Origin of the sequence: uncultured Amnibacterium sp. (genome assembly GCF_964250715.1) — a bacterium.
In the GTDB taxonomy this organism is placed as follows: domain Bacteria; phylum Actinomycetota; class Actinomycetes; order Actinomycetales; family Microbacteriaceae; genus Amnibacterium.
The window spans coordinates 28,441-50,543 of record NZ_CAXUGX010000007.1; the positions used below are offsets into that span (position 1 = coordinate 28,441).

A 22,103-nucleotide genomic window follows, 5' to 3' on the forward strand; every position below is an offset into this window, starting at 1 on the left:
AAACTGCCGCGCGGTAGAATCTTTGTTCTACGAACTGGCATTGCAGTGTGCTATAGTTTCGAACATGGCGGGTGGGACTGACGCGGACGGCCCGGCGGATGACGGATCCGGCGAGTTCGCTTCGCCGCAGCCGGATATGACTTCCTTGGATGCACGTGAGGCTCTGTTCACGTCGGCGTTGGAGCAGGCGGATCGGGTCGCCAACACGGCGGAGGCGGTGCGCTTGCAGGTGATGCTGGCCGGGTTCGACGCGATGCTCATCGAAGAGCAGGCCGAGACCGGGGGCACGCTGCGACCGGATGATGCCGCGGTGCGGGCGTTCTGCCTGCACCAGGCGAACGTGCTCCGTGTATCCCGTCATGCAGTGGAACGTCGGATCGATGACGGCCGGACCGTGCGGGAGAAGCTGCCTGCCACGTGGGCGGTGTTCGTCGACGGGCTCGCCTCCGAAGAAGCCGTCCGAGCCGCCGCCCGCCAGACGGTCGGACTGAAGCCGGACGCACTGCCCGAGTTCGATGCGAAGGCCGCCGACCTCGTCCAGACCGTCAAGGCGACGGTGGTCGAGAAGCGACTCGGGCTGCTCCGGGACCGACTCGATCCGGATGGGGCGATCGAACGACACGAACAGGCCGCCACCCGCCGGTGGGTCAGCGCCCGACCCGACAGTGACGGGATGGCAGTCCTGGAGGTGCACTCCACCGCCATCGACATCGCCGCGATGTACGACGGGATCCGACAAGCCGCCATCGACCTGCACGGCCGGGACGGGGAACACCGCACCCTCGGCCAGTTGATGGCCGATGTCGCCGCCGATGTGATCCTGCACGGTCTCGCCGTCCCCGCAGCCGAAATGACGGAGCCGGGCTACCCGATGGAACGCATCGGATCGTTGAAGGCACCGCACCGGAAGGCAGTGCAGGCGACCGTCCTGGTCGTCGTCGCGGCCGACACCGCGACCGGCGCCGGGAATGCACCCGCAGAGCTCGCCGGAGTGGGAGCGATCGACGCGGAAACCGCACGACAGGTCATCGGACACACGAAGACGTGGACCCGCGTCGCGGTCGACCCGATCGACGACTCGATCCTCGGCATCGATTCCCATGAGCGCTACATCCCGGCCGGGCTTAAGAAACTTCTCCAGCTGCGCAGCCCCTCCTGCGTCGGCGACGACTGCGGACTGCCCGCCCACCGAGCCGACATCGAGCATGTCGTCCGGGTCGAACACGACGGACGGACCCGACACGACAACCTGCAGATCCTCTGCCGGAAGAGTCACCAGATGAAAGACGAGGGCTACTTCGACGTCCAGACCCTCCCCGACGGGAGCATCCGATGGCGAGACAAATGGGGCGGCAACCGGACGGTGCGACCAGCACTCACCGTGAAAACCCGCGTGCCCGTCCAACTGCCCGACGAGCAACCCTTCTGACCCGAGGCGACCGGACACCCGCCGATCGCGATCCGCTTTGACGACTTATGCAAGCTTTACAGGAGTTGCTAAAGCGGGGATAAACTTGTCAAGGCGCCTCAAGACCCGCCTGCGTCTGCTGCACTGGGCCCATGAAACTCCAGCTGGATACCGCGCCGCCCCCGGAAGCTCCACGGCCGCGCACCTGGACCGACGGGTTCGGGCGCACCAGCCTGCGGTGCCTGCAGGTGCTGATCGTGCTCGCCCTGGCCACCGTCGTCGTGCTCGGGGCGATCCAGTTGAAGCTTGTCGTGATCCCGGTGATCATCGCGCTCATCCTCGCCGCGGCCGTCAGCCCGGTGACGCGGTTGATGATCCGGCACCGGGTGCCCGCCGCGCTGGCCACGGTGATCGCGATGGTGCTCGGCGTCGGCATCCTGCTGGCCGTGATCGCGCTGGTCTCCCTCGCCGTGGCGAACCAGTGGAAGACGCTCGTGCAGTCGGCGAGCGACGGAGTGGACCAGATGCAGCAGTTCGTGCAGAGCGGCGGCCTGCCCGTCGACTCCGCACAGATCGACAAAGCCCGCGACACCGCCGTCACGTACCTGACGAGCAGTTCGTTCGGCAACAGCGCGCTCGCCGGGCTGTCCGCGGTCGGCTCGATCGCGGCCGGGCTCTTTCTGGTGATCGTCGTGCTGTTCTTCTTCCTGAAGGACGGGCCGATGATCTGGTCGTTCCTGATCCGTCCGCTGCCGGTGGAGCAACGGGTGCGGGCGGCACGGATCGGCCTGCGCAGCATCGGCGTGCTGGGCGCCTATGTGCGCGGCACGGCGGGAGTCGCACTCGTCGACACCGTGTTCATCGGCGCCGGCCTGCTGATCCTGGGCGTGCCCCTGGCGATCCCGCTGGCGGTGATCGTGTTCGTGACCGCGTTCATTCCGATCGTCGGCGCCACCGCCGCCGGCATCATCGCGGCGCTGGTCGCGCTGGTCACCAACGGCCCGGTCGTGGCGGTGATCGTGGTGGCGATCGTCATCGTCGTGAACCAGTTGGAGGGCAACCTGCTGCAGCCGCTGATCATGGGCCGGTCGCTGTCGCTGCACCCGCTCGTGATCCTGCTCGCACTGACCGCCGGCACCATCGTCGGCGGCATCATCGGCGCCGTGCTGGCGGTCCCGCTGACCTCCGTCGCCTGGACCGCGATCAAGTCGTGGCGCAACGATCCCGCCGAGGTCGCCGAGACGGCGATCCAGGAGTCGCGCCGCTGACCTCGATCAGGCGGTGAGCTCGGCGACGAGCGCCTGCGGGTCCACCCGCCAGCGGGAATGCTGTCGGCCGTCGACCAGAACCACCGGAACATCGTCGGTCCACCGCGCTTGCAGGGCCGCGTCGTCATCGATGGACTGCTCGTCGAAGACGATCGGCCGCCCCTCCCCTACGAGGCGCGCGACGACGGTCGTGACGACCGCGCGCGCCTCGTCGCACAGGTGGCAGCCGGGCCGGGTCAGCAGGGTGATGGTCGATCCGGGCACGAAGGAGAGGCTAAGCCGCGCCGCCGCCGACCAGCACCGCGGGCGTCACGGGTAGTGGGCACAGGTGCCGCGCGGGGCAGCGGCGTGGCGTCGGCGACCCGCAAGTGCATGTGCTTTACTCGATAACCAGTTACCGGGTAAGGCGTAATCATGTCGGTGCGTCAAGGGTTGCTCGCGGTGCTGGCAGAGGGCCCGTGCTATCTGTTCCAGCTGCGGAACGAGTTCCATCGCCGGACCGGCTCGTCGCTGCAGCTGAACGCCGGTCAGGTGTCCACCACCCTGGATCGACTGGAACGCGACGGCCTGGTCGTCCGCTCGGCCGACTCGGACGGGCAGGTGTGGTTCTCGACCACGGAGCAGGGACGCTCGGAGGTCAGGACGTGGCTGGGCCGTCCCGTGGCACGGTCGGCGACGACCCGGGACGAGTTGACGGTGAAGCTGGCGATCGCGGTGACGTTGCCCGGAGTCGAGATGGCGGAGGTCCTCGAGGTGCAACGGCTGGAGTGCCTGCGGCATCTGCAGGACCTGACCCGGACCAAGCAGGCCGGCGGGGAGCCGACCTCGGGCGAGGACCTGGCCTGGCTGATGACCGTCGACAGCCTGATCTTCGCGGGCGAGGCGGAGCTGCAGTGGCTGGACCACTGCGAGGCACGACTCGAACGGGCACGAGCCGCAGGCGTCTCGTTGACCTTCCCGATCAGCAATGAGCGGCCTCGTGCGGGTCGCCCGAGCCGGGCGGGAGCGTCGTCATGAGCGAGAACCTGCTGCGCCTCGATGGCGTCTCGGTGCAGTACGGCACCGGCGTCACGGCCGTGACGGCGCTCTCCGGCATCGACCTGTCGGTCGATCGCGGCGAACTGGTCGCGGTGATGGGCACCTCGGGCTCGGGCAAGTCGACGCTGCTGTCGGTCGCGGGCGGCCTGGCACGGCCGACCTCGGGCGAGGTGATCGTCGACGGGCAGTGGTTGAGCCAGTTGAAGGCGAAGCAGCTGGCGGTGCTGCGGCGACGCAGCATCGGCTTCATCTTCCAGGACTTCAACCTCATCCCCTCGATCAGCGCGATCGAGAACGTGGCGCTGCCCCTGGAGCTGGACGGGATGTCCCGCCGTCGAGCGCGTCCTCTCGCAGCGGAGGCTCTGGCCGCCGTGGAGCTGACCGACCGTGCACAGCACTACCCCGCTGATCTGTCCGGTGGGCAGCAGCAGCGGGTCGCGATCGCGCGAGCGGTGGTCGGCGGGAAGTCGCTGATCCTGGCCGACGAGCCGACCGGGGCGTTGGACTCGATGACGGGTGAGGTCGTGCTGAAGATGCTGCGCGCTCGAGTGGATGCCGGCGCCGGCGCGCTGCTCGTGACCCACGACTCCAAGCACGCCAGCTGGGCCGACCGCATCGTGCACGTCCGCGACGGCCGCATCGCCGGGCAGGCGCAGCGTTCGTCGGCGGAGTCGCTCCTCGTCCGAGGCGGTCAGTGATGGCGAGCAGGCGGGACCGTGCCGCGCGTCCACGGCTCGGTCTGCTGCTTCGGCTGGCGTGGCGGATCGCACGGCACGCGTCGCTGCGCAGCGCGCTGATCGTGCTGCTGATCGCCGTGCCGACCTTCGGGCTCGCCGGCGTCGCCACCGTCGCGACGAGCATGATCCCGACCGCGAACGAGTCGGCGACCGCGGAGCTCGGCGGGACGCAGGCGCATCTGACCGTCGTCTCCCCACCGGACACGACGCTGGTGCAGAGCCCGAACAACAGCAGCAACTTCAGGTGGGCCACGGACGAGAAGGGGCCGACCCACCACGACGAGTCCGCCCCGCTCGTCTCCCCCTACTCCTACCTCCCTGCCGGCCGGCTGCTCACGCTGCACGGCACGACCGTGACCGCCCGCACCGCCGGTGGCGTCGGGTCCTTCGGCGTGACCCAGGGCGACGCGTTCGACCCCGCGTTCGCCGGCAAGTACGTGCGAGACGCAGGCCGCGCACCCGGCGCGGCGTCCGAGGTGATGGTCACCCCGGCCCTCGCGGAACGCCTCGGCGCCACGATCGGATCGACCGTGCACGTGATACAGCCGAGAGCGGTCCGGCTGACCGTCGTGGGAGTCCTTCGTGACCTGACCAAGCCGGCCGCGGACGAGCAGCTGTTCACCCTGCCGCGCGTGATCGACCGCTCCGACCCACGACGCGACCCGACAGGCACGGACTACTACCTCACCGGCAGCCCCGTCTCGTGGCCGCAGGTGCAGGCACTGAACAAGCACGGCGCAGTCGTGCTCTCCCGCGCCGTAGTCGAGAATCCCCCGGCGGTGAGTGAGCTCGGTGCGGACAGTCCGTCGCTGCCGTCGCAGCTGCTGATCGCGCTGCCGCTGGCGGGGTTCGCGCTGCTGGAGGTCGTCCTGCTGGCCGGCGCCGCATTCATGGTCGGCGCGAAGCGGGACGAGCGCACCCTCGCGATGCTCGGCGCGATCGGGGCGAACCGGTCCGCGCTGTTCGCCGTCGTCATCACCACCGGCATCGTCCTCGGCGCTCTCGGCGGCGTCATCGGCACGGTGACCGGCGCAGCAGCAGCAGCGGTCTACATCCGGATCACCAGCGACGGATCGATCACCCAGTACCCCGGCTTCCACCCCTGGCCACTCCTGCTGATCGGCATCGCACTGTTCGGCACGATCGCCGGCCTCGCCGCCGCCGTCCTCCCCGCCCGGGCCGCGTCGCGGACCGACGTACTGGCCGCGCTCCGCGGCAGCTCCCGTCCCCCGATCGCACGGCGTCGGCGCCCGATCGCGGGACTGATCGCACTCATCCTCGGCGCTGCGCTCACCTTCATCGGGGCCGGCCTGATCGTCGCGGGCAACTCGGCGGCAACGAACGATCCGCACGCTGGCCTCTCTCCCGTGCAGCTCGCCGGAGCCGCGCTGGCATTCCTCGGCCCGGCGCTCATGCAGCTCGGGGTACTGCTGCTCAGCCGCTTCCTGCTCACTCGCATCGCCGGTCTCGCGGCCCGGTTCGGCGTGGGCGCCAGGCTCGGCACTGAGGACACCGCCCGGAACCCCAGCCGCAGCGTCCCCGCCGTCGCGGTGATCATGACGACGCTGTTCCTCGGCTCGCTTCTGATGACGATCATCACCTCGATGCAGGCCCAGCAGAAGATGGTGTGGAACTACTCGACCCCGCCCCAGGTCCTCCAGATCGGCCTCGACGAGCTCTACCGCAGTCCCCAAGCGCACAAGGCCCAGAAGGCCGAGCAGCTCAACCAGGCCGTCACCAGCAGCTTCGACGTCGCGTCGGTGCACAAGATCAACAGCACCCCCATCTGGGACGGCGTACAGACCGGCCGAACCCTCATCGCCTCACCGATGCTGCAGGACCGGCCGCGCTGCCTCGTCTTCCCCCGCGACGACCAAGCCTCCACGGCCGGCACGGAGTGTCCGCAAGCGAGCCCGTACTACCTCAACCAGCGGGTCTACTTAGGTACCGCAGCAGACCTCGCGGTCATGCTCGGCGCACCCGTCAACGAGGACGCTCGAGCGACTTTGCAGGCAGGCGGCGCCGTCGCCCTCTACCCGCAGTACGTCAAGAACGGGCACCTCACCATCCAGTGGCACACCGCCAAGCAGTTCGCCACCGCCTTCGCCACCGGCCGCCCGATCACCGGCTCGAAGAAGCAGCTGCAACTGCCCGCGGTCGTGCAGCGCCCCCCGCACGACTACGACTACGGGGTCTTCATGCTCACCACCACCGCCCGCCGTCACGGGCTCGCTACCCAGCAGGCCCTCACCCTCGCACCGCTGCGCTCCCCCGTGACCGACCGGCAGTACGACCAAGCCGACGCCGCCGCAATCGCCATTGCGGGCGGCGCCGACCAGATGTCGCCCGTCTTCGCCCGCGTCGAACAAGGACCGCCCACCGACGGCAGCACCACCGCCTGGGCAGTCCTGGCCCTCTGCGCCCTCATCGCCCTCGCTGCCGCCGCGATCGCGATCGGACTGTCCAGAGCTGAAGGACGCCGAGACCAGTGGATCCTCACGGCCCTCGGCTCCTCCCCCGCCCTCCGCCGCACCTACGCCTTCTGGCAGACCCTCAGCATCACCATCACCGGCGCCGTCCTCGGCGTCCTCCTCGGCCTGATCCCCGTCGCCGCCATCGCCCTCCAACACGGGCAGACCGCGATCCCCTTCGTCGCACCGTGGCCACAACTCGCAGCAGCAGCCATCGGCCTCCCGCTCCTCATCGCTGCAGCCACCTCCACCACCTCCCGCCCTCCACGACAACTCAAGGCGCCGATCGCCTGAGACGGAGCGGCGGGGCGACGGCCGCCCGCTGGGTACACTTCCCCTCCGATGGCAGCGAACTCTGGAGCACGGCTCCCGGTCGTCGCGTTCTTCGACGTCGACAACACACTGCTGCACGGGGCCAGCCTGTGGTATCTCGCTCGTGGCTCGCGCAAGCTCGGCATCGTGCGAGTGCGCGACATGGCGCGGTTCTTCTACCAGGTCGTCCGCTTCCAGCGGCGCGGCGAGCACCTGGGGGCACTGGATCGGATCCGGGACCGCGGCATGCAGCTGCTGGCCGGGCACGATGTGGGCGAACTGCGCCAGCTGGCCCGCGAAGTCGTCGACCACATGCATCCGCGGCTCTGGCCCGAGACGGTCGCGCTGCTGACGGAGCACCTGCGCCAGGGCCATCAAGTGTGGCTGGTGTCGGCGACACCCGACTTCCTCGCGGAGGAGTTGGCGGCGCGACTCGGCGCGACAGGAGGGCTCGGCAGCCCCCTGGAGATCGCCGACGGCAGGTTCACCGGCGGGTTCTCCGGCCCCACGATGCACGGTGCCGAGAAAGGCGTCGCGGCGACACGCCTGCTCGCCGAGCAGCACGTCGACGCCGCCGACTGCTACGCCTACAGCGACTCGATCAACGACCTGCCACTGCTGAGCGCCATCGGGACGGCCGTGGCCGTCAACCCCGACCGGGCGCTCGCCGAGCACGCGCGGCAGGTCGGCTGGCGCGTGCTGCGGCTGGATCCGGCCAGCATCAAGGCCGAGCGACGCCGGATCCGCGCCAGCACGCGAGGAGTGCGCCCGAACGTGCGGCACTGAACCCGACGCGGATCGGACCCGACGCGGATCAGACGATCGGCGCTACTTCTTGTTGCGGCGCTGGTGGCGCGTCTTGCGCAGCAGCTTGCGGTGCTTCTTCTTGGCCATGCGCTTGCGGCGCTTCTTGATGACCGAACCCATAGGGCTTCCTTCCCATCAGCGGACCCGCCGCCGTGCGAAGGACTGCGGAACACTTGCTCCAGCAGTCTAGCGCGAGCGTCTCAGGCGCTCTCCGCGATCCTGGGGTCGGCGCTACCCGGCTCGACGACATGGTTGCCGAGTGCCATCACGACGGCCGACTCCGGAACGCGGAACGACCGGCCGAAGCGGATGGCGGGCAGGTCACCGGAGTGCACCAGGCGGTAGACGGTCATGCGCGACACGCGCATCATGTCCGCGACCTCGGCGACCGTCAGGAATCGGGCTTCACTGATTCCAGCCATCGTGCCCTCCCCTGAACGCAGTCTCGACGTGGACCCGGCGTGGAACTGGACGGGGAGCACCCCGCCCGCCCCGCTTGGTGTCCTCGTCAACCATAGAGGCGGATGTGACGGATGGTCCAGAGGACGACGGTGGGTTCGTCCCGAACGGGGGACGTGGCCCTCAGCCGTGCCCGGCGGCACGGACGGTAAAGGGCGGCGGTAGGGGTGGCGGTGGCGACGGCGCGCGGCGGTCAGCGCGAGGCGCGATGCGTCACGGTCGCCGCCAGCGCGCCGAGCCGGACCCCGATCGCCCGGACGGATCCCGGCAGGGGTCGGGCGGGCGCCGCCTGGGCGACCGCGTCCACCGCCAGTTCGGCGGGATCGGTGTGCGGCACACTCGGCTCGGGCGACGGGAGGAACGCACCGAGCCACTCCGCGATCGGCGCGAGGCGCTGAGGCTCCAACCGGTAGTAGCGGTGCTGACCCTGCTCCCGCACGGACACGATCGCGAAGTCCCGCAGGATCTTCAGGTGCTTCGACACGGTCGGCTGACTGAGCGAGAGTTGCCCGACGAGCTCGCCGACGCTGACCTCGCCGGTGCCGTCGCCGGTCGTCTCGGCCTGGAGCAATGCGCGGAGCAGTTCTCGGCGTGTCGGGTCGGCGATGACGTCGAACAGGTCCGGCATGCCGCCCCACGTTAGAGGGTCACCGGTGCCGAGCACCATGCCTGTCGGGCAATGCCTACCGGGCTATGCCCATGGGCAATGGACGGCGCCGAGGCCGACGTCAGCCGGCTACCCGGGCCAGTTCCGCCGAGCGGGCGATCGCCGCGGCGAACGCGTCGTCGACGATGCCGCCGAGATCACGCTCCGCAAACACCGCCACCGCCCGCTCGGTGGTACCGCCGGGGCTGGTGACGCGCCGGCGCAACTCCGCGGGGCCGTCGCCGGTCTCGTCCAGCAGCCGGACCGAACCCCGCACCGTGCCGAGCACCATCTGCCGGGACTGCTCGGGGGAGAACCCCAGTCGCTCCGCCGCTCCGAGCAGCTGCTCGACGAAGTAGTAGACGTATGCAGGCCCGGAGCCGGAGATCGCGCTCAGCGCGTCGATGCGCTCCTCCGGCAGCTCGATCACGGTGCCGGTGGTGCGGAACAGGTCGCGCACCGAGTCGGCCGCAGCGCGGGATACGGAGGGTCCGGCGGCGAGGCCCGTCACCCCGGCACCGATCGCCGCGGGCGTGTTCGGCATGGCGCGGAGGACGGCGGTGCCGTCCTGCAGCCGAGCTGCCATCGCTCGGATCGGGACGCCTGCCGCGACGCTGACCACCGCCGCGCCCGCGGGCAGGTCGGCGGCGATCTCGTCCAGCAGTGCGAGCACTCCCGGGGGCTTGACGGCGATCACCACGATGGCGGCCTCGCGCACCGCCACGCTGTTCGCGCGAGGGTCGTCCTCGACGCCGGCGACGCTCAGTCCGTCGCGTGGTGCGACTGCGGCGGCCCGTGCCGCGGACCGCGTCGTCATGCGCACCGTCGTGCCGGCGGACAGCGCGCCGGCAGCGATGGCGCCGCCCATCGAGCCGCCACCGAGGATCGCTATCGCGCCGCTCATCCGGATCAGCATACGAACGGCGCGTAGGGTGAGGACGTCTCTTTGGGGGTGCGGCGATGGTCGGGCAGGGCGTGCACGAGCAGGCGATCCTCGACGCGGTGGGGGCGATCGAACCGGTGCGGGCGGTGCTCGCCGTCACGATCAGCGAGGCCGACGGTCGGCCGTTGATCGCGCTGCGCGTAGGGCTGCCCGCCACGCTCGGCCTGCCCGAGGTGGTGCGGGTCGTCGGTCAGGTGCAGGGCGCCGTGGCGCGGGTGGCGCCGGGTGCCCGCGTCTTCGTGGAGCCCGAGTCGGCCGTGGACCCCGCGGCGCCGACCGAGGCGATCCTGATCCGCGCGCTGGAGTAGCTCGTACTGGACTAGGAAGCCACACCGGGTGGCGGATCAGCGCCGGTAGCGAGCAGCGCCGGTAGCGGGTCAGCGCTGCCCGGCGAAGAAATCCTTCAGCAGGCCGGCCGCCTCGTCGGCCAACAGACCGCCGATCACCTCCACGCGATGGGGCAGCCGGCCGTCCCGCACGACGTCGTACACCGATCCGACCGCGCCGGCCTTCTCATCCCACGCGCCGAAGATCAGGCAAGGGACGCGCGCGGCCAGCACCGCGCCGGCGCACATGGTGCAGGGCTCGAGCGTCACCACCAGGGTGCAGTCGTCCAAGCGCCAGTGGCCTCGACCGCTCGCTGCGGACCGGAGCGCGACGATCTCGGCGTGGGCCAGCGGATCGCCGGTCGCCTCCCGCTCGTTGCGTCCCGTACCGATCACCGATCCGGCGCCATCGACCACCACGGCACCGACCGGCACGTCCCCGGTCGCCGGCGCCCGTCGCGCCTCCGCAAGCGCGGCGGTCATCCAGCGCGCCCGGTCGTCCATGCGCCCATCCTGACCCGCCCGGCCCCTACCCGCCCACCCGCCCTGTCCCCTCCACCCGCCGACCCGTCCCGGCTCGTCACTACCCTTGAGCCATGCGCGTGCATGTTGCCGACCATCCGCTCGTCACGCACAAGCTGACCGTGCTGCGCGACCGTACGACACCCTCCCCCACCTTCCGCGCACTGGCCGAGGAGCTGGTCACGCTGCTGGCGTACGAGGCGACCCGCGAGGTACGGGTGGAGCCGGTCGAGATCGAGACGCCGGTGGCGAAGACCACCGGACTCGCCATCAGCGATCCCAAGCCGCTGATCGTGCCGATCCTGCGCGCGGGCCTCGGCATGCTGGAGGGGATGGTGCGCCTGATCCCGAGCGCCGAGGTCGGCTTCCTCGGCATGGTGCGCAACGAGGACACCCTGGAACCCGCGATCTACGCCGAGCGGCTGCCCAAAGACCTCTCCAACCGGCAGTGCTTCGTGCTCGACCCGATGCTGGCGACCGGCGGCAGTCTGCTGGCCGCCATCGAGTACCTCTTCGACCGAGGCGCCGTCGGCGTGACCGCGGTCTGCCTGCTCGCCGCTCCCGAGGGCCTGGCGGCGGTCGAGGCCGCGACGAAAGACCGCGACGTCACGATCGTGCTCGGTGCGCTGGACGAGAAGCTGAACGAGGTCGGCTACATCGTTCCGGGCCTCGGCGACGCCGGCGACCGCCTGTACGGGACACTGCCCGCGGAGTGAGTGGGCAGGGCGAGCCCGCGGAGGGGCGATTTGACACACCGCCCGAACCATTGGCATGATCCGGGACATGTCGCTCTCCGCCCGCCCCCTGACCTCCCTCGAGGCATCCGGGACTGGACGCATGATGGCGTGCTGTGCGAACTCGACGCGAATGTGCTGCTGCTAGCCGCATCCGCCCCCACCGCCGACACGTCGTCGCGCGACCGATCCGCACACTGATCTTCTGCTCGCACCGACCGGATCACACCGAGTTCTGGTTCGAGCATCGCGGAGTCATCGCACCCACGACGCTGACGGCCACCGGTTCCGTCCCGGTGTCCTGACCGCAGCCATCGGTTGCCGTCCCGCACGTGCATCGTTCGCACGCCCGCCTCGCCGGGTGAGCGACACAGTGATCGAAGGTCCTGTTCATGTCCATCGCCACCCTCGCCCCGATCCAGACCGTTCAGACCGAGACGCAGACCGATAGCAGGGCCCAGGCAGAGGAGTCCGTCGGCGACCACCGCCCGGCGCTCCGCCTGGTGCCCGCCGGCTCCGAAGCCCGCGGCTTCGCCCTGTACGTCGGCCTCGACGAAGCCAAGGCCCGAGCCGCCGGCACCACCCTGGCGGAGGTCGTGCAGGCGCTGCGCCGCCTCGCCGACGACCTGGTCCCGACCGCCGAGACCTACGCCGCCGTCGCCCTGGCACCCGGCGGCACCGGCGGCCGCGACGTCGAGATCGTGCGCCGTGCGCTCACCACGCCGGTCGCGACGGACGATCCGGCCGCACCTCCCCGCGCAGCCGTCGCGGGTGTCGTGATCGACCTGGCCCGCAAGCGGCTGCAGCTGGACGGCAGAGCTGCGCCCCTGACGTACCGCGAGTTCGAGCTGCTGCAGTACCTCGTGCTGCGGGAAGGCATCACCGTGCGTCGCGCCGACCTGATCGCCGGCCTCTGGGCCGAGGCCGACGGCGACATCCCCAACGAGCGGACGATCGACGTGCACGTCCGCCGGCTTCGAGCCAAGCTGAACGGGTACGAGGACATCGTGCGCACCGTTCGAGGCAGCGGATACCGCTTCGACCGCCACACCGATGTCGTCATCCGATATGGCACCGCAGCGCCCAGCCCCGACCGCATCTGACGACTCACAGGAAGATCAGGGCGACGACACGCCGCAGCCCCTGGCGCGACGTTACCGAACCGTTATACGGTTTCACCACATCGACCGTTTGCTGTGGCGGTCGGTGTGTGTGATTGCAGAACACTCTTGGTGCAAGGGACGAGGGCCGGCTGCCGCCTCTGTGGCCGGCCCTCACTGCACCTATTGTCGGGCCGCCGCTCCTGCGGCCCGAGTCGTGGGTAGTCCGAACGCGCGACGATCACTCACACGCGGAAGCCGCGCTGGTTGCGCAGCAGCTTCTTCACCATCGTCAGGGTCTGCACGATGGTGAGCACCGCCAGCGCCACCCAGCCCACGGCGAGGATGCCGCTCTGCAGCGACACGTTCAGATGCGCCCACCCGTACGCGAGCGCGGCGAGCGTCGCCACAACGCCCACGAACGGCAGGATCCACCGCGTGCTCATCGCTCCGCCACTCTCCGCTCGCGCCTGCGCGGCCCAGTTGTCGTGCTCCTGCTTGCCGAGCACCTGCGCCCACGCCTTCAAGAAATGCAGGCCGCGCATCACCATGTAGGTCTCGCCGGGGATCAGCAGCAGCGCATAGGCGATGTCCCGCCACGTATGCACCTTAATGCTGCGCGCGAGCCGCAGGTTCACGAGCACCGCGACCACCGGCGGCAGCGACCACCACCATGCGAACTCGAAGGCGTGGATCGAGAGCGCCGCCGCGGCCAGCATCCCGAACAGCCCCCGCGTGCCCAGGTTCGCCAACATCGCCAGGTTCTCGCGCCACCGCAAGCGCAGATTCGGATGCAGCGGCTGCGCGAGGATCAGTTCCACGCCGCCCGCGTTCCACTTGACCTGCTGCGCGTCGAGCGCCCGCACCGTCGTCATCGGCCCGACGTCGGCACGCGCGCTCGCCGAGATCTTCGTGCGGTACCCCGCCGACCGCAGCTGCAGCGACAGCAGCGAATCCTCGATCTCGGAGTCGGTGACCCAGGGCGCGTTCTGATGGTTGTCGTGCATCGTGCGGCGCATCGCCGCGACGCTCAGCAGCGAGCACTGCCCGCCCAGCACGGCCATGTTGCGGGAGCGCAGCAGGTTGTCCATGTTGAAGCCGGCGAACTGGAACCGCTGCGAGCGCACCAGGAAGCTCTGCACCGCACCCTTCGCGGCGCTCTGGTCGAACCCGTAGATCGCCGAGATACCACCGATCCGGCTGTCGTCCACCATCTCCTCGGCCAGATGCTCCACGCACCGCGGATCGAGGGTCGTGTCGCCGTCGACGCCGAGGAGGTAGTCGTAGTCCTCGGCGAGCGCCCAGCCGAAGTTCAGCGCACCGACCTTCTTGTCGGGATTCACGCCCATGTCGATCGCGCTCACCACGCAGGTGAACACCTGGTCCCGGTATCGCAGCTGATGCGTGCCGTTGTACTCGCGGGCGATGGAGAAGCTGTCGTCCGTGGAGTTGTTCACGATCACGAAGAGCGCATCCGGCGGTCGCGTCTGGCTGAGGATCGACTCGATCGACGCCGCGATGCCCTCCTCCTCGTTGTAGGCCGGCAGGATCGCGGCGATCCGCACCTCGTCGATGCGCCGCCGCGAGGGCAGCTTCAGCATCTCTTCGAGTTCGAGCAGTTCGGGTTCCATGGGGAGTCCTTGATTCGGGCTGCTCGACCGATCCGCACCATGGGGAGGGGGCGGATCGAGTCGACATCGACGGCCCGGCCCAGGGCTCGGCCGGAGGTGCGTGAGTGCGACTTGACTCGCGCTCACCGGACAGTACGACGCGATGTGGGTCGCGCTGCCTGGACAGTACGAACGGCGCGCGCACGAGCCCAGGTCCCACTTAAGGGGGCACCCCGTTTGGGGGTGGGATCGGCCCCTGGAAGCGGGCCGGGACGGCGTGTCGCTGCCCCGACATAGGGTTTCGGCATGTCTGACAACACCCCCGGCGCCGCGGTCGTCTGGCTGCGCGACGACCTGCGCGTCTCGGACAATCCGGCGCTCGCCGCCGCCGCGCGGGCCGGCCTGCCCACGGTGGCGGTGTACGTGCTCGACGACACCGAAACCGTGTCACGGCGCCTCGGCGGGGCCAGCCGCTGGTGGCTGCATCACAGCCTGGCCGCGCTGGCCGCATCGCTCGAGAAGCGCGGTACGTCTCTGGTGCTGCGCCGCGGCGACGCGGCAGAGCAGGTGGTGGCAGTCCTGCGCGACACCCGCGCCACGCACCTGTACCTCAACCGCCGCTACCCGGCACCGGAGCGGCAGCAGGACGAGCAGGTCGCCGCCGCAGCTGCGGCCCTGGGCGTGCAGACCGTGTCGTCCGCGGCCCAGCTGCTGACCGAGCCCGGTAAGGTGGTCAACGCCGACGGCCGGATGTTCGGGGTCTTCACCCCGTTCTGGCGGGCCGCGCAACGTCTCGGCGAGCCGCGGCAGCCGCATCCCGCTCCGTCGTCGATCCGGGGCGGGCTGACGGTGCGCAGCGAGCCGCTCGAGTCGCTGGGGCTGCTGCCGCTCCGACCCGACTGGGCCGCCGGCCTGCGCGAGACGTGGACGCCCGGGGAGAAGGGCGCGCACCGGCGGCTGGATGCATTCGTGCACGCCCGACTGCAGCACTATGCCGACGGCCGCGACGAGCCGGCCGCCGAGGCCAGCTCGCGCCTGTCACCGCACCTGAAGTTCGGTGAGCTCAGTCCCCACCAGGTGTGGCACCGGGTCCACACCGCGCAGGCGGTGCCGCAGGCGGTGCGCGAGAAGTTCCTGACCGAGCTGGGGTGGCGCGAGTTCAACTGGCACCTGCTGGCGAACCATGCGCAGCTGGCGACCGAGAACGTGCACCACCAGTTCGACTCGTTCCCGTGGGCCGAGGTGCAGCCCGACACCCTCGCCGCGTGGCAGCAGGGCCGCACGGGCGTACCCCTCGTCGATGCCGGCATGCGGCAGCTCTGGCACACGGGGTGGATGCACAATCGCGTGCGCATGGTCGTCGCCTCGTTCCTGATCAAGAACCTGCGGTACGACTGGCGCCTCGGCGAGCAGTGGTTCTGGGACTGCCTGGTCGACGCCGATGCCGGCAACAATCCGGCGCAGTGGCAATGGACCGCCGGATCGGGAGCGGACGCGGCTCCGTACTTCCGTGTGTTCAACCCCGTCACGCAGGCACAGAAGTTCGACCCCGCCGGCGAGTACGTGCACCAGTGGGTCCCCGAGTTGCGCGACGTGCAGGGACCCGCCCTCTTCGAACCGTGGCTGCACGGATCGATGGCCGGCTACCCGGATCCGATCGTCGATCTGAAGGAATCCCGCCGCCAGGCGCTGGCCGCATTCGAGCAGATGCGGCGAGCGCCCCAGCTCGTCGAATGAGCGAAACCGATCGGTCTACCTGTGTCCCCCGGCTCACGGCCACTCCGGCGGTCAGAACTGGGCCCGGTGATACCTCCGATCGACGGCTAGAAGCACCAAATGACCGGTTCGCGGGGGTACATGCGGTGCGAATCGGGTGACAAAGGGCCCACAGACAGATCTGTCGTCCCCTGTATCGACCCCAGAGCAGGGGTGAAACGGGCTTTTCGGCTCGAAATCGCTTGCCCGGAGGATCCGGCGGGCGCATTCTGAGAACGCGCCGGGGGTCGGCGCTTACCCCGCACGAGTACCCACAGATCGCGTGCGACACCATCCCTTGGGGGGAACCCTTGTCTTACTTCCACATGCCTCGTCCCGGCAGCTGGGCCGCTCGTTCCGTCGGCCTCGTGGCCGTCGTCGGCGCATTGGCCGGCACCTCCGCCCTCGTGTGGCAGGCCTCGTACTCGTCCTTCTCGGCCACGACCTCCAACTCCAGCAACACCTGGGCGGCCGGCACCGTCGTGCTCAACAACGACTCGTCCACCGCGATGTTCAGCGCGACGGGCCTGAAGCCCGGCTCCACGGCCACCAAGTGCATCGCGGTCACCTCGACCGGCTCACTGGCGTCCGCGGTCAAGCTCTACGGCAGCAGCTACACCACGACGAACGGTCTCGGCTCCGCGCTCAACCTGACGATCACGCAGGGCACCGGCGCGACCACGAGCAGCTGCTCCGGCTTCGTCGCCGACACATCCAACTCCAGCGTCTACACCGGAACCCTGGCGGGCTTCAGCGCCGCGACCAGCTTCAGCAACGGCCTCGGCACATGGACCCCCACCGGGACCGCGTCGGAGACCAAGGCCTACCGGTTCGTCTACACCGTGGATCCCAGTGCCGCGAACAGCGTGCAGGGCGGCACCGCCGCCATCGGCTTCACGTGGGAGGCACAGAACAGCTGACCGGAGGTCGGCTGAGCCGACCGATTCGAGACGGGCTCCGGCTCTCCACGCCCATGGAGAGCCGGAGCTCTTTCTTCGCGTCGCGACGACCCCAGAGCGGGGGTGAAACGGCCGGAAAGACGATGATCGGCGACGATCCGGCTTGTGTCCCACCGCGCCGAAGTTCAGTCTTGAAGATCGCATCGAGGGTCGGTGCGAAATCCGTACGCACCAGCTGCAGCAACGCATTCATCACCGCAGCCGTCGATCGCGGTACCGCCACGAGCCCGGACCTGCTCGAACACCGAGACCTGGGAGGCACAGAACAGCTGACCCACACCGGCCCGATCGCCGGACTGGTCATCCTCTCTGACCGATGATGCGCGCCCCCCGAACGACGACTGCGGAGCGCCCCTCCGAGAATCCGGTGGGCGCGGCGCCGGTGCTGCTCACGCCCACCTGGCGCAACGGCTGGACGGCGCTCGTGATCGCCGCCTGCTCGCGCATGGTGCTGACCATGCTGATCTCCCTGATGCTGGTGGCGCTCGTTCCCACGGCGCTCGGCTGGCACACCACCGTTGTCAGCTCCGGGTCGATGATGCCCAAGCTGCAGGTCGGCGACGTGGTGGTGGCCCGGCCGATCGGCAGCATTCCGCTGCAACTGGGGCAGATCATCCTGGAGAAGGATCTCGATCAGGCCGGACGCCTGCGCATGCACCGCCTGGTGCGCATCGACGGCGACGGACGCGTGATCACGCGGGGGGATGCGAACGGTCACGACGACTCCAGTTCGGTCGCCTTTGCCGATCTGCTGGGTGTCGGCGCGCTGCGCGTGCCCTATCTGGGCTTGCCGGCGATCTGGCTGGGCGAGCGCAACCTGCCTCCCGTGCTGCTGACCGCGATCGCCCTGCTCGCGGTCATCGGCGGCTCGATGCTGTTCTCGCCGGGCCGGGTGATGAACGCCGATCCGCAGCAGCGCAGACGGCACGGGCGGCGCCGAGCGGAGTCGCGCGGCAACCCGTCAGCAGTCGGCTGACCGGCCCGATGGGCCGCGTGGTCGGCTGACCGGCCCGGTGTGCCGCGTGAGCCGACGCCCGCACCGTCGCTACGCTGGCGATCCGCTCCGGCCGCTCGTACCCGCGTCCCGAGCCCTGACCGCGGAGGGCGCCACGAGATGACGGCCAACCGCGCGCCACAGGGCCGTGCAGCGCCGATCCGCCACGTCGCGCGACGGCGGCGTCCGCTGCTGACCGCGGTCAAGGTGCTCGCGGCGACTCTGGCTGTCGTTTTGGTCAGCACGCTCGGCGTGGCGGGGTTCGAGGCATGGCGGGTCGGCCGCGAGCTGAGCGACGGCGCCGTGGACATCGGCAACGGATCGAAGGCGGCTCCGGTGTCGATCGCCGCCATGCGCGGTGCGTTCAACGTACTGCTGGTCGGTGCCGACAACGCCCCGGGCCAGAAGCACTTCGGCGAAGCCCGTGACGCGACGCTGAACGACGTCAACATCCTGGTGCACATCGCCGCGGACCATCGGAGCGGCACGGTGATCAGCTTTCCCCGCGACCTCGTGATCGCGCATCCGCAGTGCACCGACCCGGTGACGCACGCCGTCTACTCGGCGATGAGCGCCCAGCCGCTGAACACCGCCTTCGCGCGAGGCGGCCTCGGCTGCGTCGTTGCGACGGTCAACAACCTGACCGGTATCCCGATCCCGTACGCCTCCCTCTTCTCCTTCCAGGGCACGGTCGCCATGGCGGACGCCGTCGGCGGGGTGCCGGTCTGCGTGACGAAGGCGATCGACGACCCGGACTCCGGGCTGACCCTGCCGGCCGGCCGCAGCATCGTCAAGGGACGGACGGCGCTCGCCTACCTTCGTGATCGCCACGGGGTCGGCGATGGCAGCGACCTGGCGCGAATCGCCTCGCAGCAGGCCTACATGTCGTCCCTGCTGCGCACGATGACCGCGCGCAGCACGTTCACCGACCCGGCCAAGCTCTACGGGCTCGCGACGGCAGCGGGCGCCAACGTCACCCTGTCCAAGTCGCTCGCCGACCCGAACACGATCGTCACCATGGCGCTCGCACTCAAGAAGTTGAACCTGAACAAGATGGTGTTCGTCCAGTACCCGGTCGGAACCGACCCGGCCGATTCGAACAAGGTCGTGCCCTCCACGGCCCTGGCCGCGGAACTGGTGGACCGAGTGCTGCGCGACCGGCCGGTCGGACTCGACGACGACTCGCTCGGCTCGAACGCCGCACTGAGCGGTCGGTCGACCGACGCGCACAACGCTGAAACCGTCGCCGCTCCGACCGGGAAGAAGCACACTGCCGACGACACCATCCCCGGCCTGCACGGGCAGACCGCCGGGCAGCGGACGTGCTCGGTCGCCAACGATTGATCCGCGCATCCGCGGACCCCGATCGACTGCGCGCGATCACGCGTCGTGACTACCCTGGCCGGATGAGCGAGGCGGGCCCGCGGAGCGACGACGCCGCTGTCGCAGCAGGGGTGCCGGCCGACGCGGAGTCGTCGGCCGCAGGGGTATCGGCCGACGCGGAGCGGCTGCGCCGGAACCCGTTCGCGGTCACCCTCGTGCTGATCGCCTGCGTCGGGCTGCTGGTCGGCGGGGCCCTGGTCGTCACCGGCGCGGCGCTCGAGCATCTGGTGCGGCCGCCGGACGTGCTCGCCGGGGCATCGTTCAGTTCCGCCAGCACCCCGTGGCTGTTCGTCGGCGCGATCGCCGCCCTGCTGTGGCTGGCGGTGGCGGCGGTGCGCTGGCACGTGGACGACCGAGGGCGCTGACGCCCGTCTGCGCAGATTCACGACACCTGCGCGTGCGCGCGCGTGCTCAGATGTCGCGGACCTGGGCAGAAGCGGGAGGCAGCGCAGGACCGTGCAGCGCTCGCAGCGCCGCGAGCGCCCGCTTCGGCGTGATGTCGTCCATGCAGGCGTGCGAGGCGTCGGGGGTGAGTGGGCAGTCGCCCGACCACCAGCAGGCCTGCTCGGTGATCGCCGTCGGCCGTCGCACGGTGCACCCGGGCAGTCCCTGCAGGTTGATGTTGCCGGCCGTCAGGCCGTAGCGGCCGGCCATAGTCGGCCCGTAGAGGCCCACCGCGGGTAGGCCGACCGCGGTGGCAAGGCGCACCGGTCCGGTGTCGCCGCCGATCGCCGAGCCGCCGCGCTCGGCCGCCGCCGCACAGAACGCGGCCAGCTGCCGGATGGAGAACCTGGGCGCCACGACCGCACCGGCGGCCCGCAGAGACGACTCCTGCTCGGATACCTGAGAGACGCCTACCGGTACCAGGCCGTCGATCAATATGCCTGTCACGGCATGCTGCCAGGAACGAGACGACCAGTGCTTGACGGCCATCCCGGAGTCGGGGAACAGCAGCACCGGGGCTCCGACCGGAACGACCCTGGCGAGCACCTGTCGGGCGGCGATCAGCTCGTCCTCCCCGATGATCACGCTGGGCGGCAGGGACTCGTACGCCGGGTCGATCAGCCCCTCCTCGATCAACAGACGGACGTAGCGCAGATCGACCGGCTCGTCGGGTGGCGGTGAGCGCCACAGGTCGGTGACCGCTTCGGGCACAGCCGCCCGAAGCAGCGCGGGCAGGCCGTGCAGTCTGCTGGTCGTGACGGCGACGTCCGGATGCAGGCGATGGAGCGCCGCGCGGACCGTGGCGACCGTCGTCGCCTCATCGCGGCCCTCGACGGGGATCACGGACGCGAGCAACGGGTCGCGCTCCAGCAGCACATCCCACGGCGCCGTGGTGACGACGTGCAGGGCCGCCCCCGTATGGCTGAGCGCGAGGCCGTGCAGCATCGGCAGCGCCAGTACCAGGTCGCCGAGCCCGCCCATCGTGTCGATGACCAAGATGGTCTTCTTCACGAGAGCACCGAGCGGTAGAGGTCGAGGTGGCGCCGGGCGATCGCCGGCCACGACCGGGCGGACACGATCGCTCGAGCGCCGTCCACCACCTGCTGCCGGAGGCCCGGGTCATCCAGCCGACGAACGGCCGCGGCGATCGGTGCGGGATCACGGACCCTCGACGCGATCACGCAGGTCGCGCCGTCGATCAGTTCCGGGTCGGGCACCGCCCCCGGGGTGACGATCGTCGGCAGGCCGTGCGCGAGCACGGTCAGCAGCGATCCGCTCTTCGTCGTCACCCCGGCGGTGAAGGGCAGCACCGCGATGTCGGCGGCGGCCAGCAGCCGGCTGACGTCGGCCGGGGGCAGGAACCCGGTGATCGTGACGGCGCCGACGACCCCTGCGGCACCGATCCGACCCTCGAGCTCCGCCCGGAACTCGGCGGCCTCGCCGGCCGGCAGCGCGAGCGACTCGAAGCCGCCCACCACCAGCAGGTGCGCGTCGCGACCCTCGGCGCGCAGGGCGGCGAGCGCCTCCACGAGGTAACGGACCCCCTTGACGGGATGGACGAAGCCGAAGAAGGCGAGCACCGTCGCCCCCGCGGTGATCCCCAGCTCGGCCCGCACCTCACGGCGCGCCGCAGGCCGGTCGACCGCAGGATCTACGGCAACGTTCGCGCCGATCGGGATGGACTCCACGCCGCGCAGGTCACCGAATCGAGCGCCGAGCGCGGCCCGATGTGCCGGATTGGTCACGACGATCCGGCGGCCGCGAGGCACGAGCAGTCCGGTTTCGCGATCGAGCAACCGTGCCCGCTCCAGCGGTTGCCAGAGCACCGCGGGAGCCGCCGCCCACCGCCACCAGCCGTACTCGTGCAGGGTGGTCACGATCGGTACACCGGCCAGCGCGAGCGGCAGGGCGCCGACACCGCCGCGGAACCGGTACATGGCCGGGGCGAACTGCACGTGGACGATGTCCGCGGCGCGCAGGACCGCCGCCGCACGAAGGATCGCACGGGGTGTCCAGGCGTCGCCGACCCGGGTCGACCCGGGCGGCACCGGACCGTCGGGTGGACCGGAGTGCACCACGCGAACCGCGACACCGGCGACCCGCAGCTCGTCCGCAAGGCGCAGCACATAGTCCGCGACGCCGTCCAGGTCGGAGCGCAGGGCGCCGGCGACGAGCGCGACGCGCACC

23 protein-coding genes are annotated in these 22,103 nt (G+C 70.3%); 14 read left to right on the top strand and 9 right to left on the bottom strand.

The window, feature by feature from the left end; all coding sequences use genetic code 11:
• The first annotated feature begins 136 nt into the window (after positions 1-136).
• Together ACFE7H_RS08450 and ACFE7H_RS08455 are read left to right on the top strand one after the other, a co-directional pair.
• The gene (locus tag ACFE7H_RS08450; RefSeq protein ID WP_375400791.1) at positions 137-1,429 is read left to right on the top strand and encodes a DUF222 domain-containing protein; all 1,293 of its coding nucleotides are present in this window, start codon (positions 137-139) and stop codon (positions 1,427-1,429) included.
• 131 nt (positions 1,430-1,560) lie between these two features.
• A complete protein-coding gene (locus ACFE7H_RS08455; RefSeq protein ID WP_375400792.1) occupies positions 1,561-2,676 on the top strand; it encodes an AI-2E family transporter in 1,116 nt (371 codons plus the stop codon).
• Between the two features lie 6 nt (positions 2,677-2,682).
• Here ACFE7H_RS08455 and ACFE7H_RS08460 read toward each other — a convergent pair whose 3' ends face one another.
• Entirely contained in the window at positions 2,683-2,940 is a 258-nt protein-coding gene (locus ACFE7H_RS08460; protein ID WP_375400793.1) for a glutaredoxin family protein, read from the bottom strand.
• 150 nt (positions 2,941-3,090) lie between these two features.
• Between ACFE7H_RS08460 and ACFE7H_RS08465 the strand changes: the two genes are divergently transcribed.
• The 4 genes from ACFE7H_RS08465 to ACFE7H_RS08480 are packed head-to-tail and all read left to right on the top strand — an operon-like array spanning position 3,091 to position 8,020.
• Positions 3,091-3,693, top strand: a complete 603-nt coding sequence (locus tag ACFE7H_RS08465) for a PadR family transcriptional regulator (RefSeq protein ID WP_375400794.1) — start codon at positions 3,091-3,093, stop codon at positions 3,691-3,693.
• Positions 3,690-4,412, top strand: coding sequence for an ABC transporter ATP-binding protein (locus ACFE7H_RS08470; RefSeq protein ID WP_375400795.1), 723 nt, complete (start codon positions 3,690-3,692; stop codon positions 4,410-4,412). Before ACFE7H_RS08465 ends, ACFE7H_RS08470 begins: the two co-directional genes overlap by 4 nt.
• On the top strand, positions 4,412-7,216 hold the full coding sequence (locus ACFE7H_RS08475; RefSeq protein WP_375400796.1) for an FtsX-like permease family protein: 2,805 nt from the start codon (positions 4,412-4,414) through the stop codon (positions 7,214-7,216). The genes ACFE7H_RS08470 and ACFE7H_RS08475 overlap by 1 nt, the downstream gene beginning before the upstream one ends.
• Positions 7,217-7,264: 48 nt before the next feature.
• Positions 7,265-8,020, top strand: coding sequence for an HAD family hydrolase (locus tag ACFE7H_RS08480; RefSeq protein ID WP_375400797.1), 756 nt, complete (start codon positions 7,265-7,267; stop codon positions 8,018-8,020).
• 42 nt (positions 8,021-8,062) lie between these two features.
• Here the strand turns inward: ACFE7H_RS08480 and ACFE7H_RS08485 are convergent, their stop codons facing one another.
• The 4 genes from ACFE7H_RS08485 to proC form a co-directional block, all read right to left on the bottom strand.
• A complete protein-coding gene (locus ACFE7H_RS08485) occupies positions 8,063-8,161 on the bottom strand; it encodes a 30S ribosomal protein bS22 (RefSeq protein WP_003792170.1) in 99 nt (32 codons plus the stop codon).
• Between the two features lie 80 nt (positions 8,162-8,241).
• Positions 8,242-8,463: a helix-turn-helix domain-containing protein gene (locus ACFE7H_RS08490; protein ID WP_375400798.1), complete on the bottom strand. Its 222-nt coding sequence runs from the start codon at positions 8,461-8,463 to the stop codon at positions 8,242-8,244.
• A gap of 230 nt (positions 8,464-8,693) precedes the next feature.
• Complete coding sequence (locus ACFE7H_RS08495) at positions 8,694-9,128, bottom strand: ArsR/SmtB family transcription factor (RefSeq protein WP_375400799.1); 435 nt, start codon at positions 9,126-9,128, stop codon at positions 8,694-8,696.
• 100 nt (positions 9,129-9,228) lie between these two features.
• Complete coding sequence (gene proC, locus ACFE7H_RS08500; protein WP_375400800.1) at positions 9,229-10,050, bottom strand: pyrroline-5-carboxylate reductase; 822 nt, start codon at positions 10,048-10,050, stop codon at positions 9,229-9,231.
• A gap of 56 nt (positions 10,051-10,106) precedes the next feature.
• Here proC and ACFE7H_RS08505 point away from each other — a divergent pair, with 56 nt between their 5' ends.
• Positions 10,107-10,397, top strand: coding sequence for a hypothetical protein (locus tag ACFE7H_RS08505; protein ID WP_375400801.1), 291 nt, complete (start codon positions 10,107-10,109; stop codon positions 10,395-10,397).
• Between the two features lie 69 nt (positions 10,398-10,466).
• Here the strand turns inward: ACFE7H_RS08505 and ACFE7H_RS08510 are convergent, their stop codons facing one another.
• Positions 10,467-10,919 (bottom strand): nucleoside deaminase, encoded by a 453-nt coding sequence (locus ACFE7H_RS08510; protein WP_375400802.1) that lies wholly within the window; start codon positions 10,917-10,919, stop codon positions 10,467-10,469.
• 92 nt (positions 10,920-11,011) lie between these two features.
• Here ACFE7H_RS08510 and upp point away from each other — a divergent pair, with 92 nt between their 5' ends.
• Both upp and ACFE7H_RS08520 read left to right on the top strand, forming a co-directional pair.
• Positions 11,012-11,653 (top strand): uracil phosphoribosyltransferase, encoded by a 642-nt coding sequence (gene upp / locus ACFE7H_RS08515; RefSeq protein WP_375400803.1) that lies wholly within the window; start codon positions 11,012-11,014, stop codon positions 11,651-11,653.
• Between the two features lie 410 nt (positions 11,654-12,063).
• Complete coding sequence (locus tag ACFE7H_RS08520; protein WP_375400804.1) at positions 12,064-12,774, top strand: winged helix-turn-helix domain-containing protein; 711 nt, start codon at positions 12,064-12,066, stop codon at positions 12,772-12,774.
• A gap of 242 nt (positions 12,775-13,016) precedes the next feature.
• On the opposite strand, the gene ACFE7H_RS08525 is transcribed toward ACFE7H_RS08520, so the two are convergent.
• Positions 13,017-14,402, bottom strand: a complete 1,386-nt coding sequence (locus tag ACFE7H_RS08525) for a glycosyltransferase family 2 protein (RefSeq protein ID WP_375400805.1) — start codon at positions 14,400-14,402, stop codon at positions 13,017-13,019.
• Positions 14,403-14,687: 285 nt separating this feature from the next.
• On the opposite strand from ACFE7H_RS08525, the gene ACFE7H_RS08530 reads away from it, so the two are divergent.
• The 5 genes from ACFE7H_RS08530 (at position 14,688) to ACFE7H_RS08550 (ending at position 19,837) form a co-directional block, all read left to right on the top strand.
• A complete protein-coding gene (locus ACFE7H_RS08530; RefSeq protein WP_375400806.1) occupies positions 14,688-16,118 on the top strand; it encodes a cryptochrome/photolyase family protein in 1,431 nt (476 codons plus the stop codon).
• Between the two features lie 344 nt (positions 16,119-16,462).
• The gene (locus ACFE7H_RS08535) at positions 16,463-17,056 is read left to right on the top strand and encodes a TasA family protein (RefSeq protein ID WP_375400807.1); all 594 of its coding nucleotides are present in this window, start codon (positions 16,463-16,465) and stop codon (positions 17,054-17,056) included.
• Positions 17,057-17,411: 355 nt separating this feature from the next.
• Complete coding sequence (locus ACFE7H_RS08540) at positions 17,412-18,071, top strand: signal peptidase I (RefSeq protein ID WP_375400808.1); 660 nt, start codon at positions 17,412-17,414, stop codon at positions 18,069-18,071.
• Positions 18,072-18,209: 138 nt separating this feature from the next.
• A complete protein-coding gene (locus ACFE7H_RS08545; RefSeq protein ID WP_375400809.1) occupies positions 18,210-19,433 on the top strand; it encodes an LCP family protein in 1,224 nt (407 codons plus the stop codon).
• Between the two features lie 62 nt (positions 19,434-19,495).
• Positions 19,496-19,837: a hypothetical protein gene (locus ACFE7H_RS08550; protein ID WP_375400810.1), complete on the top strand. Its 342-nt coding sequence runs from the start codon at positions 19,496-19,498 to the stop codon at positions 19,835-19,837.
• A 46-nt stretch (positions 19,838-19,883) separates the two neighbouring features.
• On the opposite strand, the gene ACFE7H_RS08555 is transcribed toward ACFE7H_RS08550, so the two are convergent.
• Positions 19,884-20,927 carry a glycosyltransferase family 9 protein gene (locus ACFE7H_RS08555; RefSeq protein WP_375400811.1) on the bottom strand — a complete coding sequence of 348 codons (1,044 nt, stop codon included), beginning with the start codon at positions 20,925-20,927 and terminating at the stop codon, positions 19,884-19,886.
• Complete coding sequence (locus ACFE7H_RS08560) at positions 20,924-22,102, bottom strand: glycosyltransferase (protein ID WP_375400812.1); 1,179 nt, start codon at positions 22,100-22,102, stop codon at positions 20,924-20,926. Before ACFE7H_RS08560 ends, ACFE7H_RS08555 begins: the two co-directional genes overlap by 4 nt.
• Position 22,103 lies beyond the last annotated feature (1 nt).

Excerpts from the sequence above, each read along its gene's own strand:
- ACFE7H_RS08455 (WP_375400792.1), top strand. The coding sequence starts at position 1,561 with ATGAAACTCCAGCTGGATACCGCGCCGCCCCCGGAAGCTCCACGGCCG.
- ACFE7H_RS08520 (WP_375400804.1), top strand. The coding sequence starts at position 12,064 with ATGTCCATCGCCACCCTCGCCCCGATCCAGACCGTTCAGACCGAGACG.
- ACFE7H_RS08450 (WP_375400791.1), top strand. The coding sequence starts at position 137 with ATGACTTCCTTGGATGCACGTGAGGCTCTGTTCACGTCGGCGTTGGAG.
- ACFE7H_RS08550 (WP_375400810.1), top strand. The coding sequence starts at position 19,496 with ATGAGCGAGGCGGGCCCGCGGAGCGACGACGCCGCTGTCGCAGCAGGG.
- ACFE7H_RS08465 (WP_375400794.1), top strand. The coding sequence starts at position 3,091 with ATGTCGGTGCGTCAAGGGTTGCTCGCGGTGCTGGCAGAGGGCCCGTGC.
- ACFE7H_RS08480 (WP_375400797.1), top strand. The coding sequence starts at position 7,265 with ATGGCAGCGAACTCTGGAGCACGGCTCCCGGTCGTCGCGTTCTTCGAC.
- ACFE7H_RS08485 (WP_003792170.1), bottom strand. The coding sequence starts at position 8,161 with ATGGGTTCGGTCATCAAGAAGCGCCGCAAGCGCATGGCCAAGAAGAAG.
- ACFE7H_RS08525 (WP_375400805.1), bottom strand. The coding sequence starts at position 14,402 with ATGGAACCCGAACTGCTCGAACTCGAAGAGATGCTGAAGCTGCCCTCG.
- ACFE7H_RS08490 (WP_375400798.1), bottom strand. The coding sequence starts at position 8,463 with ATGGCTGGAATCAGTGAAGCCCGATTCCTGACGGTCGCCGAGGTCGCG.
- ACFE7H_RS08545 (WP_375400809.1), top strand. The coding sequence starts at position 18,210 with ATGACGGCCAACCGCGCGCCACAGGGCCGTGCAGCGCCGATCCGCCAC.
- ACFE7H_RS08470 (WP_375400795.1), top strand. The coding sequence starts at position 3,690 with ATGAGCGAGAACCTGCTGCGCCTCGATGGCGTCTCGGTGCAGTACGGC.
- ACFE7H_RS08510 (WP_375400802.1), bottom strand. The coding sequence starts at position 10,919 with ATGGACGACCGGGCGCGCTGGATGACCGCCGCGCTTGCGGAGGCGCGA.
- upp (WP_375400803.1), top strand. The coding sequence starts at position 11,012 with ATGCGCGTGCATGTTGCCGACCATCCGCTCGTCACGCACAAGCTGACC.
- ACFE7H_RS08505 (WP_375400801.1), top strand. The coding sequence starts at position 10,107 with ATGGTCGGGCAGGGCGTGCACGAGCAGGCGATCCTCGACGCGGTGGGG.
- ACFE7H_RS08495 (WP_375400799.1), bottom strand. The coding sequence starts at position 9,128 with ATGCCGGACCTGTTCGACGTCATCGCCGACCCGACACGCCGAGAACTG.
- ACFE7H_RS08530 (WP_375400806.1), top strand. The coding sequence starts at position 14,688 with ATGTCTGACAACACCCCCGGCGCCGCGGTCGTCTGGCTGCGCGACGAC.
- ACFE7H_RS08475 (WP_375400796.1), top strand. The coding sequence starts at position 4,412 with ATGGCGAGCAGGCGGGACCGTGCCGCGCGTCCACGGCTCGGTCTGCTG.
- proC (WP_375400800.1), bottom strand. The coding sequence starts at position 10,050 with ATGAGCGGCGCGATAGCGATCCTCGGTGGCGGCTCGATGGGCGGCGCC.
- ACFE7H_RS08535 (WP_375400807.1), top strand. The coding sequence starts at position 16,463 with ATGCCTCGTCCCGGCAGCTGGGCCGCTCGTTCCGTCGGCCTCGTGGCC.
- ACFE7H_RS08540 (WP_375400808.1), top strand. The coding sequence starts at position 17,412 with ATGATGCGCGCCCCCCGAACGACGACTGCGGAGCGCCCCTCCGAGAAT.